The sequence below is a fragment of the Afipia sp. GW822-FHT04G07 genome, assembly GCF_058800765.1.
On sequence record NZ_JBXAMP010000001.1, the window covers coordinates 70606 to 83203 of the forward strand.

The following is a 12598-nucleotide window of genomic DNA, read 5'->3' on the forward strand; positions in this document are numbered from 1 at the left end:
TGGCTTACTCGATCACGATACGCGGCGCGGGCCTCGCCGCAATGCCGGTGGTGACGGACGTCCAGAGCCGGCGGGCGATGTCGATATAGTGCTTCGCGTGAACGCCTTCAGGGTCGGTCGCGACGATAGGGCGTCCGTCGTCCGACGTCTGACGGATCGCCATGTCGAGCGGAATTTCGCCCAGATAAGGAATGCCGCGCTTCTCGGCTTCAAGCCGCGCGCCCCCGTGGCCGAAAATCGGCGTGACATGGTTGCAGGTCGGGCAGCAAAAGCTGGACATGTTCTCGATCAGTCCCAGCAGCGGCACGTTGACCTTCTTGAACATCTCGATGCCGCGCCGCGCGTCGATCAGTGCGATGTCTTGCGGGGTGGAGACAATGACCGCTCCGGCCAGCGGCGTCTGCTGCGACATGGTCAGTTGCGCGTCGCCGGTGCCCGGCGGCAGATCGACGACCAGAATGTCGAGGTCATTCCATGCGACTTCGCGCAACATCTGCGTGATGGCCGATATTACCATCGGCCCGCGCCAGATCATGGCGTTGTCTTCCTCGACGAGAAAGCCGATCGACATCACCTTGACGCCGAAGCGCTCCATTGGCTCAAGCATACGCGGACCCAGCAGGCGCGGCTTTCCGCGCAAACCAAACAGCCTCGGTTGCGACGGTCCGTAAATGTCGGCGTCGAGAAGCCCGACCTTCAATCCGATTGCTGCGAAACCGAGAGCGAGATTGCACGACGTTGTCGACTTGCCGACGCCGCCCTTGCCGGAAGCCACAGCGATGACATGTTTGACGCCGGGAATTCCCGAGGCTTTCGATGTCGCGGGGGCATGCGGGGTAGGATGGGTGACGGGCAAATCCGGTCTCCTGATCGATGATGCGTGCGGGCGCGTCAGCTTACTGCGATCCGAACGGATCGTTCTTCTTGGCTTCGCGCGCGCGCAGATAGTCCTCGGTCGACATCACCGGCGGGCGCTGCGGCCCGGCGTGCGGGTCGAAACTCTCGTTGACGACGGCCTCGACGCGGCAATCCGCGCACATCTTGATGACATCGAGCCGCCGCGCATTGGCGCCCTCGAACATCCAGTGTTTTTCCTGCAGCTTCGACAGCACGCGCTCGATCGAACTCCGGGTTCCGAACGGCGTACCGCAGGCGATGCAATGAAACGGCTCTTCTTCCTTCAAGACACGCAGCGGCGCATTCCAGGCCTGAAAATCAAGGCGCGGTTCCAGCGTGATGACATCCTCCGGGCAAGTCGACTCGCAGAGCCCGCACTGGACGCAAAGACTTTCGGTAAAGCGCAGCATGGCGCGGTCTGGATTATCCGAGAGCGCGTGGGTGGGGCACGCGGTCACGCAGGCATGGCAAAGCGTGCAGCCTTCGACGTTCAATTGCACTCCGCCGAACGGAGCGCCGGACGCAAGCGGCACGACGTCGACAGGCGAGGGGGCAGCAAGATGCAGTTCCCGGAATGTCGTCTCGAGCACGCCGCGCTTTGCGCCGCGCGGCATGAAATTCGCGGGAGTGCTGCTCGCGATGCCGGCAGGCATGGCGTCGAGCATCGCGCGCAATTGATCGGGGTCGTCGGTCTCGATCACGCGGACAATGCCTTCACCGAATCCGATTGCGGCAACGATCGTTCCCGACATATCAGCGGCGCGATGCAATCCGGCTGTCTCATGCCGGGGCTGCGCTCGCGTCAGCAACGCGGCGCCCGCGCCACCAAAGGCGAAGACGGCGGCAATAGCTTCAGGCCCAAGCTGCGTAACTTCATTGACGCGGACCGGAAGCACATTTGCCGGCAAGCCGTCGCCGAACCGCGCGAGCGCACCGATGAGCGGTTCGCCGTGATCTCCGTCATGAAACAAGACGACGGCGTTTTCTCCGCCTGCCTTGCGATAGGTTTGGAGCAACGTCCGCAATCGCCGCATCAAGGCGTCGACGCTGGGCAGCGAATAGGACGCCGCGCCGGTTGGACATACCGACGCGCATGACCCGCAGCCTGCGCACACGTTCGGATCGATGGCGACGGCATTGCCGTTCGATGTGATCGCGCCGGTCGGACACACATCGAGGCACCGCGTGCAGCCGGTAATGTTGGAGCGGGAGTGCGCGCAGATCGACTCTTCAAAATGAATGAAGCGCGGCTTGTCGAAGGTGCCGACGAGATTGCCTGCATCCGCAATCGCGCGCTCGACAGCCGCTCGGTCGCGCGGATCAGCGCGCAAATAACCGGGCCGCAACTCGTGAGCCGGAAACAGCGGCAGGCCGCCGCTGAGGTCGAGAATGAGATCGCATGTCGAGGTCGCGCCGTTGCGCGAGGCTCCAAACAGCAGCTTGTTGCGCGAGGATGGCGACGGCAGAGCATAGTCGTCGATAGCGAGCTCAAATTTCCCGAGATAGCCGCGCGCGTTACGGATCGTCCCCTTCAGGACAGGAAACTCATTGACGGCGCGCGGTGTCAGGTCGCCCGGCTTGGTAAGTATAACGGTGATATCGAGACGATCGGCGAGGCGCCTGGCCGCATTGATGGCGACGTCGTCGCAGCCATAAATCAGCGCGACGCCGTCGCTCTCCAGCGTGACCAGCGAGATTGGCGGCATCTCTTCCGAGGCCGCCGCTATGAGCGCGGCGGCCTTCGGTCCGGCCGCTGCGGCGTCTTTCGACCAGCCGCCGGTTTCACGGATGTTGACGAAGGTGAGCGGAACTTGCGGGAAGTCCTCGGCGACCTCCTTGAACAGCGGCGCTTCTTGGGTGCAGGCCACGGTGATCTGCTCGCCTTCGGCGAGAGCCGCCTTGAACTGTCCGAGGTCTAGTCCGCAGAGCTGGTTCGCCTGCGACATGTTGGCCGCACAGCCGCGCCCGATCGCTTGCGCGTCGAGTGGCATGGTCTTCTCGCAACTGCAAATCAGAAGGCGGGACTTTGCGCCATTCATACTCTACGACCTTGAACCTTCCTCAGCCGCGCGACTATCTCACAATATGGTGCTGCAGGTGCCATCAGCGCAAGCACCGGCACCTTGACCGAGATAGCATAGACTGCCCAAATACAAAGAGCTTAGGGAATTTTTCTGCGATGATGGTTTCGCGTACTGCGCGGGCAGAACCGCCGCTCGATCTGCCTCCGGGCTATACGCTCGTATCGCTTCGCGAGTACGGAGACGCGTTTGCCCATGGCTGCGACATTGCGGCCGAAGCCGGTGCCGGAACGCTGGTTTGGGTCCGGCGCTACGATCTCGTCGAGTTCGCGGTTGTGCTCGAACCGGACGAGCCGCTGGTGTCGGCACGCCGGGCATTCTTTGCGGGCATGAATGCGACTGCGGATGCCATTGCGGTCCATTGCCCGCCAGAGCGTCAGGTGAGTTTTACGTGGCCGGATACGATCCTGTTCGACGGCGGTGTGCTCGGTGGCGTGCGGCTTGGCTGGCCAAAAGATTGTGGCGAGGAGGACGTGCCGGAGTGGCTGGTGCTCGGCGTCATGTTGCGCGCTGCGGACATGGCACATGTCGGGGAAGCGGAAGCGGCGGGCGGAGTTGCGCTGTTGAACGAAGGATTTGAGATGGTGGATACCGAGGCGATGATCGGCAGTTTCGCTCGGCATCTCATGACGGCATTCGATCAATGGAACGAGCGCGGCTTCGATCCGGTGGCGCGTGACTACCTGGAGCGGCTTGCCAAGGATACCGCCGGCGCACGGCGAGGGATCGACGTCAATGGCGATTTGCTCGTCAAGACGTCCGCGCCGAAGGAACCGCCGGGGCGAAGTAGCCTCGTCGAAGGCCTCGCAAAGGTGGGGTGGTACGATTCGGAGTATCGCGCTCCGAAGATGGGGTGAGGCGGATGATGAAACTTCCGCGCACGATCAGGCTGGATCCATCGGACACGTTTGTGTTCGAGCGTGCAGCCGAGCCCGGCGAATGGGCCGTGTCGGGCGCGTTCGTGTTTTGGAACAGTGATCCTGCTGCGCTTGGACAAAAACAGCGGGTCGCACTGCGATCCGGCTTTCTCGGCATCGACAGTCTCGGCTGGTCGACATTGGCCGTCGTTACCGAAGCAACCGAGATTGAATTGCTGGCCGTCATCGACCGGCTGGCGGCGCAGCTTGTGGCGACATTCGGCGCGCCGGATATCGAAGCCGCAAGGGCTGCGGCAGAGGAGGAAGTCGCGTTTGCTGCTTCCCTGTGCGATCACCCGCCGCAGACGATTCTGGCGGTGCAACGGAGCGTTGAAGACGGTGAGATCCGCGAGCGCTTCCGCACACTGAAGCCGCGCGAAACGGAGCGGGGTGCGGATCGATTGCACCATCATGCACCGGCCTTTACCTTCCATGAGATTGAGGGCGACGAACCGGTCGAAGAGGTCGATCTTCTCGGACTGGACAACACGAATCGTATCAAGGCGGATCGGACATGAGAGAATTCTGGGTGGCGTCGGGTCACCACCTGACGCGCCGTGCCGATCACGGCGGGCTGATTGCGACCCCTGAACTGATCATGGCGTACCTCGCGCGACCGGAATTGATGCCGCCCGATGACGCCTGCGACGCTGAACGAAAGCTGCACGCCGGTCTGTTGGCCGATCCGCTTCGGCCGGTCTCCAAAGCGGACATTGCGGCGCTTGCCGACGCCGACGCGCGCGAGAACTGGACGTTCATGATGGCGTTTCGCGACCGGCTTCTCGCGGCGCCCTCGCTTGAGGCCGTTTATGTGTCGCTGGCACGCAAGGGCGCGAGCGATCTGCCGCCGATCTTTCTCTCGCAACTGTGCCACCTGATCCTGCGAAATGCGCTTGAGGGCTGTGAAGATCCCTATGTGCTGCGCGCAGCGGAACTATTCTACCGCAGCCAGAAGGCCACGATTCATGAAGGCTCGCTGCTGTTGGCCGACGCCGAAGTCGTGGAGGCGCAGCACAACGCACAACACGACATCCATTCCTCGCCATTGACCGCGATGCTGCAGCCGCAGCAGGCTTTTGGCGAGATCGACGTTATGGATGACGACAACGCGTGGACCTATTGGTCGCGCTCGGATGCCCACGCGATGGTCATGAATCTCGGCGGCAATCCCAAGGCGCGCGACGGACTTTGCCGCGTGATCGAACGCTGGATCGCTCATCTTCTCGGCGTCACGGTGAAGGCTGAAACGGTCGCGTCGATCGAGGATCGCGATTGGCGCTGGTTTGTCGGCCTCGACAGCGAAGGCACCCGGATCGGAAATGCTCTATGGAACGGCGATACACCGGGCGCGGATGCAGCAGGCCGGATCGTCGCGTTAATCCGCCTGACCTTTGATGATGCGCGTTTTGTCGATGAACGTGTGGGTGCAAAACCGATCTATCTCATTCTGGCGATGGATGCGGACAAGGTGGTGCGCCTGAAGCCGCAAAATCTAGTGGCAGGCCTGCCGCTCGCGTCCGCTGCGAACGTCGCGTGAGTGACCGGCAACGGGAGGGTCAGCAATAACGATGACCGAGGTGTCCCGCGAAGTTGGCGTCGTGCTGCGCCGCCGCACAATCGATAATCCCTGGATCGACCATATGTGGTCGCCTGTGACGATTCTCGAGCATGTGCCGGCAACTGCGCCGTGGACGGTGCTGTCTCGCGAGGGCGATGCGACGCTGTACTATGCCGGCTGCGCGACGATCGAGTTGTTCAGCACGGATACGGCCAGTTACCGCGACAATCTTGCCGACGGCACCCCCAGGATATGGATTGCGCTGCGGCGGCAGGACGGTGGTCCCGAGCTTGAATTGACGAAGGTGACCGCCGATCCGACCGAAGGCGAAGCGATGTTCGAGAGCGGCATCGATGTCATCGGTACGGTTCCGATGCCGCCGGATATTGCGTCGTGGATCGCCGCGTTTGTCGACGAATTCCATGTCGAGCAGGTGTTCCACAAGCGTAAGCGCGACCGTGCGAATGTTGACCGTAAGCCCGACTACGATCCATCCGTCGAGCGGAAGGATGACACATGAGCCAGGATGAGAAAGGCGGCGAAAAGGATCGTGGCGAGAGCTTCCTGTCGCGCTGGTCGCAACGCAAGCAGGAGGCGAAACTGCCGACTGCCGGGGATCCGGCTGCAAAGGCCGATGAAAAGGCGGAAGCGTTACCTGCGCCGGTTGCCGAAAGCGTTGCCGAAGAGGAATTCGATCTTTCGAGCCTGCCGAAACTCGAGGACGTCACGGAGACCACCGACATCACCGGGTTCTTGCGCAAGGGCGTTCCGGAGCATTTGCGAAACGCGGCTCTGCGAAAATCGTGGGCGCTGGATCCTGCGATCCGCAACTACGTCAATCCGGCGCTGGACTACGCCTACGACTGGAACACGCCGGGCGGTGTGCCGGGAAACAGCGAGCTCGCGGCCGGGACGGACATCGCGAAAATGGTTTTACAGATCATGGGTAGTGATTCGGCTGCTGCCACTCCGCAAGAACCGGAGATCCAGCCCCTGAGTGATGCCGCCGGCGAGTCCGTCGATATTGATGCGCTGCAAAATCCTCAGCCGGATTTACCGCTTCAGCAGGTGAGATTGTCCGCAGCGGCAACCGCTTCAGCTCCCGCATCGGTTGATGATCCACACTCCGAGCATACGCCGGTTGAAAATGCGCGAAGTGCTGCATCCGACGGAGTCGGTGCACCGCAGCAAGAGGTGCGACGACATGGCACTGCAAAACCAAGGGTTTAGACAAAAGTCTTCGAGACATAGGACGAGCCTATGGTACACATTAGAACTAGAACAGTTCTAGTGAACGAAGATGCCTCGTTTGAAGGCACGGGTGGGGGGAACTCGGTTCGCACCATGCGGGACGCCGGTTTAGAGCAGGCAATCAAAGCAGCAGGCGGTGTTGCATCGCTGGCGAGAGCTGTGGGTATTTCGCAGCCTTCGATTTCGGCCTGGTCGCGCATTCCAGCGGAACGAGTCCTGACTATCGAGGCGCTCACCAGCGTTCCGCGTTTCATCCTTCGTCCCGATCTCTACGGATCAGCGGGGGCTGACGTGTTATCGACATCTAAAATTGATGAAATCGATCAGCTTCGCGCTGCAGAGTACGGGTTGCTTTCGTTGTTGCTCGGCAAGGCGCCCGACACGGAAACGCTTTCGCGCGTTGCAACGATCAAAGGCGACGCGTCTGATCTCGGCATGGCCCATGTCGAACTGGCCACAGCGGCCGAGATGGACGGGCACGCGGCCAGCAGGGAATTTTTCGATCTGTTCATTGGTCTGGGTCGCGGCGAGTTGCTGCCCTACGCCTCGTATTATCTGACCGGCTTTCTTCACGAGCGTCCCTTGGCGCGCGTCCGTGAAGACTTCGATTTGCTTGGAATCGAGCGAGCAGGACTGTCGCGCGAGCCGGAAGATCACATCGCGATCCTGCTTGAAGTCATGGCCGGTCTCGCTCGCGGGGAGTTCGATGCGGACTTCGCCATGCAGGCACGATTTTTCGAGCGGCATCTCAAGCCATGGGCGGCGCGAATGTTTGCCGATCTCGAGATGTCGCAATCCGCCAAATTTTACCGCGCGGTCGGCCGCGTCGGGCGCGTCTTTATGGAACTGGAATCAGAAGCTTTCACGCTGTCCGAGTGAAGCGGGAACGCAAAACGGAATCGACTGGAAGGAGATCGCGATGAGCAAACCGTCCAAGATCAAGATGCCCGACACGAAGGGGCTCGACCGCCGCCGGTTCTTCATGATGGGCGGATCGGCCGTCGCTGCCGCTGCGGTCGTGCCGATGGCGAGCAGCGAAGCTGAAGCGGACGAGTCGCAGGCCGAGCGCGTCAAGGCCCGCTACAAGGAAACCGCTCACGTCAAGGACTACTATCGCGTCAACCGCTATTGATGGAAGCACGCACATGTTGATCAAGCGAAAAGAAGGATCGGCCGGACGCGCGCGGTTGCAGGGTATCGCCGCTGGACTGGCTTCAGGCGTTCTTGATCGCCGCACGTTTCTGCGCCGTTCCGGTTTGGTGGCGGGCGCAGGCGCTGCGATCGGATTGTCGCCGCTCGGATCGGTGCGCAAGGCGCAGGCCGGTCCGAAGATTGTCGGCGCGCCGACCGAGATCAAAAAGAACGTTTGCACACACTGTTCGGTGGGCTGCACGGTGATCGCCGAAGTGCAGAACGGCGTTTGGGTCGGCCAGGAACCGGCATGGGATAGCCCGATCAATCGGGGTTCGCATTGCGCCAAGGGCGCGTCGGTTCGCGAACTGGTGCACGGCGACCGCCGCCTGAAATACCCGATGAAGTTGGTCAACGGCGAATGGCAGAAGATCGAATGGGATCAGGCCATCAATGAAATCGGCGACAAGATGCTCGAGATTCGCGCCAAGTCCGGCGCCGACTCCGTGTATCTTCTCGGTTCGGCCAAGTTCTCCAATGAAGGCGGCTACCTGTTCCGCAAGTTCGCCGCGTTCTGGGGCACCAACTCGATCGACCATCAGGCGCGCATCTGTCACTCGACGACGGTCGCCGGCGTAGCCAATACATGGGGCTACGGCGCCATGACCAATTCCTACAACGATATTCGCAACTCGAAGACGATCGTCTTCATGGGATCGAATGCGGCCGAAGCTCATCCGGTATCGCTCCAGCACATTCTGACCGGCAAGGAAATCAACCGCGCCAACGTCTTCGTACTGGATCCGCGCTTCACGCGCACCGCCGCGCACGCAACGGAATATGTCCGGTTCCGCAGCGGCACCGACATCGCGGTGATCTGGGGCATGCTCCATCACATCTTCGCCAATGGCTGGGAAGACAAGGAATACATCGCTCAACGCGTTTACGGGATGGACCAGATTCGCGCCGAAGTCGCGAAGTGGACGCCTGAAGAAGTCGAGCGGGTCACGGGTATCCCCGGTGAACAGGTGAAGAAGGTCGCGGAGACTTTCGCAAAGGTGCGTCCGTCCACATTTATCTGGTGCATGGGCGGCACGCAGCACACCGTCGGCACAGCGAACGTCCGCGCCTATTGCAACCTGCTTCTCGCCACGGGCAACGTCGGTGTGTTCGGAGGAGGGGCCAACATCTTCCGCGGCCACTGCAATGTGCAGGGCGCAACCGACATCGGCCTCGATATCACGTCGCTGCCGCTTTATTACGGTCTAGTCGAAGGCGCGTGGAAGCATTGGGCCCGGGTCTGGGAGGTCGATTACGACTATCTGCAGGCGCGCTTCGATGAGGTGCCTGCTAAGGCTGGACGTCCGGCCCGTACCCGCAAGCAGAACATGGAATTGCCGGGCATCCCGTGGACCCGTTGGTTCGATGCGACGCTTGCCAAGCCCGATGATGTCGATCAGCGCGACACCGTGAAGGGTGTCGTCATCATGGGGCACGGTGGCAACACCATCCCGCGAATGACCGAAATGGTGAAGGGCCTTGAAGCGCTCGAACTGCTGGTGGTCGCGGATCCGCATCCCACCACCTTCGCAGCAATCTCCGAGCGCAAGAACGGCACGTACCTGCTGCCCGCGTGTACCCAGTTCGAGACGTCGGGTTCACGCACAGCCTCGAACCGATCCCTCCAGTGGGGCGAGCAGATCGTCAAACCGATTTTCGAATCGAAAGACGATTACGAAATCATCTACCGGCTGTCGAAGAAGCTCGGCTTCGCCGACCCGATGTTCAAGAACATCAAGGTGGAAAACAATCGCCCGATCCCGGAAGACGTGCTGCGGGAAATCAATCGTGGTGGCTTCTCGACCGGCTATTCCGGACAGTCGCCGGAGCGCCTCAAGGCGCACATGAAGAACCAGGGTAAGTTCGACCTGGTGACGCTACGGGCCAAGAAGGATGAGCCGGAGATCGGCGGCGATTATTACGGCCTGCCGTGGCCGTGCTGGGGTACGCCGCAGATCAAGCATCCGGGAACACATACGCTCTACAACACGAACCTTCATGCGAAGGATGGCGGCGGCACGTTCCGCGCGCGCTTCGGTGTGGTGTACGAAGAAAAACAAGCCGACGGTTCGGTGAAGAACGTCAATCTTCTGGCCGAAGGCTCCTACAGCAAGGGCTCGGAACTGACCGATGGTTATCCGGAGTTTACCTATGGCGTGCTGAAGAAGCTCGGTTGGGACAAGGACCTCACCGAAGCTGAACTTGCCACCATCAACAAGATCGGCGGCAACAATCCGGACGGCGTGGGTTGGGCAGTCGATCTGTCCGGCGGCATCATCCGGGTCACGCTCGAGCATGGCGTGATGGCGTATGGCAACGGTAAGGCCCGCGCGGTGGCGTGGAATCTTCCCGATCCGGTGCCGGTCCATCGCGAGCCGATCTACACACCGCGTCCTGAGCTGGTTGCGAAGTATCCGACACGTCCTGACGGACGCCAGTTCCGCATGGCCAATCTCGGCTTCTCGATTCAGAAGGCGGCGGTGGACAAGGGACTTGCAAAGCAATTCCCGATCATCCTCACTTCTGGACGGTTGGTGGAATATGAGGGCGGCGGCGAAGAAACGCGATCCAACCGCTGGCTTGCTGAATTGCAGCAGGACATGTTCGTCGAGGTCAATACGTCCGATGCCGCCGAACGAGGCATCAAGGATGGCGGCTGGGTCTGGGTGACGGGCCCGGAAAACGGATCGAAGGCACGCGTCAAGGCGCTGGTCACCGATCGCGTCGGCAAGGGCGTAGCGTTCATGCCCTTCCATTTCGCGGGCTGGTTCCAGGGTGTTGATCAGCGCTCCAAGTATCCGAAGGGCGCAGACCCGATCGTGCTCGGTGAAAGCGTCAACACGATCACCACCTACGGCTACGATCCGGTCACCGGTATGCACGAGGGCAAGGCGACCCTGTGCCAGATCCAAACGGCGTGAGAGGAGAATAGAAGATGGCTCGCGTCAAATTTCTTTGTGATGCCGACCGTTGCATCGAGTGCAACGCCTGCGTGACGGCCTGCAAGAACGAACACGAGGTGCCGTGGGGCATCAACCGCCGGCGCGTCGTCACCATTAATGACGGCAAGCCCGGTGAACGCTCAGTGTCGATGGCCTGTATGCACTGTACGGATGCGCCTTGCGCCGCCGTTTGCCCGGTGTCGTGTTTCTACACCACGGCGGATGGCGTCGTCCTTCACTCGAAGGATCTCTGCATCGGCTGCGGATATTGTTTCTATGCGTGCCCGTTCGGCGCGCCCCAGTATCCGAAGGTTGGAAACTTCGGCTCGCGCGGCAAGATGGACAAGTGCACCTATTGCGCGGGCGGTCCGGAAGCAGACTCCACCCCGGCCGAATACGCAAAGTACGGTGCCAACCGGCTGGCCGAAGGCAAGCTGCCGATCTGCGCCGAAATGTGTTCGACCAAATCGCTGCTCGCAGGTGACGGCGCCATCATCGCTGAAATCTACAAGGAGCGTGTGATGAAGCGTGGCTACGGGTCGGGCATGTGGGGTTGGAAGACAGCCTACAGCGATTCACCGACCGGCTAGGGCAGGTTGCCGAAGGCCGTTCAGTGGCCTTCGCATCATGCTCAGGTCTTTCTTGAACGGAAACTGGAAGGTCGTACCGATGTCGATCTCGCTCTCAACCCTCAAGGCCCTATGTGCCGCTCTGGCGCTGCTGTTTGTGCTTGCGCAGCCGGCAGGGGCGCAACTGTCCTTCAAGCCTACCGCCGATGCCGTGCATGAAGACCAGCTTCTCAAGGCGCTGAAAGAGGGCGACAAGATCACCGGCAGGATCACTATTCCGGACCCGATGGCGTCGAGCCTGATTCAGCCCGCCGGTCGCGACTGGCGCGATTTTCAGCGTCACAAATTGCCCATCATCGGCGGTGTCGCTATCATCGGGATGCTGGCTCTTCTCGCGATCTTCCTGGCCGTGCGCGGGCGTGTTCGCGTCGAACACGGATTTTCCGGCATCAAGATTCTTCGCTTTGCCAGTTTCGAGCGGTTCACGCATTGGCTGACGGCGACCTGTTTCATCATTCTTGCGCTGTCCGGTTTGAACATCAGCTTCGGGCGCGTGCTGATCCTGCCGCTGTTTGGCGCGGAAGCGTTCTCGACGCTGACGGCCTGGGGCAAGATTGCTCACAACTACCTGGCATTCCCCTTCATGCTCGGCCTCGTGATCATGTTCCTGATCTGGATCAAGGATAACATTCCGGGGAAGCTTGATCTTGTATGGATCAGGAAGGGCGGCGGTATGTTGAAGAACGGCGAGCATCCGCCGGCCAAGCGCTTCAATGCCGGTCAGAAGGGAATCTTCTGGATCGTGATGATCGGCGGCGTGCTGATGTCGCTGTCGGGCTGGTTCCTGCTGTTCCCCTATATCCCCGCCAACGTCACGGCGCTGCAGTTCTGGACGGTCATCCATGCTGTGATCGCCATGCTCTTTATCGCTGCCATGCTGGCCCACATCTATATCGGGACGGTCGGCATGGAAGGCGCGTTCGATGCCATGGGTACGGGCGAGGTGGACCTCAACTGGGCCAAGGAGCATCATTCTCTCTGGGTCGAGGAAGAGCAGGCGAAGGGCCGTGCGCCCGATACCGGCAGCACGCGGCCCATGCCAGCCGAATAATTCAAGCTATCGATCAGGCGCATATCTATATAAAGGGACTGTCCGGCATGGTCGGGCGGTCTCTTTGAGTTTTTGGAGTGC

11 protein-coding genes and 1 pseudogene are annotated in these 12598 nt (G+C 61.0%); 10 read left to right on the forward strand and 2 right to left on the reverse strand.

Translation table 11 applies throughout. The annotated features are described in order from the left end of the window. Positions 1-4: 4 nt before the first annotated feature. A pseudogene (locus AC1RKJ_RS00375) lies at positions 5-949 on the reverse strand (Mrp/NBP35 family ATP-binding protein); the annotation flags it as partial. Then, positions 897-2936 (reverse strand): 4Fe-4S binding protein, encoded by a 2040-nt coding sequence (locus AC1RKJ_RS00380; protein WP_492788941.1) that lies wholly within the window; start codon positions 2934-2936, stop codon positions 897-899. The pseudogene AC1RKJ_RS00375 and the gene AC1RKJ_RS00380, both read right to left, overlap by 53 nt. Positions 2937-3076: 140 nt before the next feature. Here AC1RKJ_RS00380 and AC1RKJ_RS00385 point away from each other — a divergent pair, with 140 nt between their 5' ends. From AC1RKJ_RS00385 to AC1RKJ_RS00430, 10 genes are all read left to right on the forward strand, one after another. Then, positions 3077-3835: a biotin/lipoate--protein ligase family protein gene (locus AC1RKJ_RS00385; protein ID WP_492788942.1), complete on the forward strand. Its 759-nt coding sequence runs from the start codon at positions 3077-3079 to the stop codon at positions 3833-3835. A 5-nt stretch (positions 3836-3840) separates the two neighbouring features. Beyond that, entirely contained in the window at positions 3841-4413 is a 573-nt protein-coding gene (locus AC1RKJ_RS00390) for a DUF6505 family protein (RefSeq protein ID WP_492788943.1), read from the forward strand. Next, entirely contained in the window at positions 4410-5432 is a 1023-nt protein-coding gene (locus tag AC1RKJ_RS00395) for a DUF6352 family protein (protein WP_492788944.1), read from the forward strand. Before AC1RKJ_RS00390 ends, AC1RKJ_RS00395 begins: the two co-directional genes overlap by 4 nt. A gap of 31 nt (positions 5433-5463) precedes the next feature. After that, positions 5464-5973 carry a DUF3305 domain-containing protein gene (locus AC1RKJ_RS00400; protein ID WP_492788945.1) on the forward strand — a complete coding sequence of 170 codons (510 nt, stop codon included), beginning with the start codon at positions 5464-5466 and terminating at the stop codon, positions 5971-5973. Beyond that, a complete protein-coding gene (locus AC1RKJ_RS00405; RefSeq protein WP_492788946.1) occupies positions 5970-6683 on the forward strand; it encodes a DUF3306 domain-containing protein in 714 nt (237 codons plus the stop codon). Before AC1RKJ_RS00400 ends, AC1RKJ_RS00405 begins: the two co-directional genes overlap by 4 nt. 114 nt (positions 6684-6797) lie before the next feature. Then, positions 6798-7583: a Cro/CI family transcriptional regulator gene (locus AC1RKJ_RS00410; protein WP_492788947.1), complete on the forward strand. Its 786-nt coding sequence runs from the start codon at positions 6798-6800 to the stop codon at positions 7581-7583. 40 nt (positions 7584-7623) lie between these two features. Then, a complete protein-coding gene (locus AC1RKJ_RS00415) occupies positions 7624-7836 on the forward strand; it encodes a hypothetical protein (protein ID WP_492788948.1) in 213 nt (70 codons plus the stop codon). Between the two features lie 13 nt (positions 7837-7849). Continuing rightward, positions 7850-10816, forward strand: coding sequence for a formate dehydrogenase subunit alpha (locus tag AC1RKJ_RS00420; protein WP_492788949.1), 2967 nt, complete (start codon positions 7850-7852; stop codon positions 10814-10816). Between the two features lie 14 nt (positions 10817-10830). After that, entirely contained in the window at positions 10831-11427 is a 597-nt protein-coding gene (fdh3B, locus tag AC1RKJ_RS00425) for a formate dehydrogenase FDH3 subunit beta (protein WP_028348819.1), read from the forward strand. 79 nt (positions 11428-11506) lie between these two features. Further along, a complete protein-coding gene (locus AC1RKJ_RS00430; protein WP_492788950.1) occupies positions 11507-12517 on the forward strand; it encodes a formate dehydrogenase subunit gamma in 1011 nt (336 codons plus the stop codon). The last annotated feature ends 81 nt before the right edge of the window (positions 12518-12598 follow it).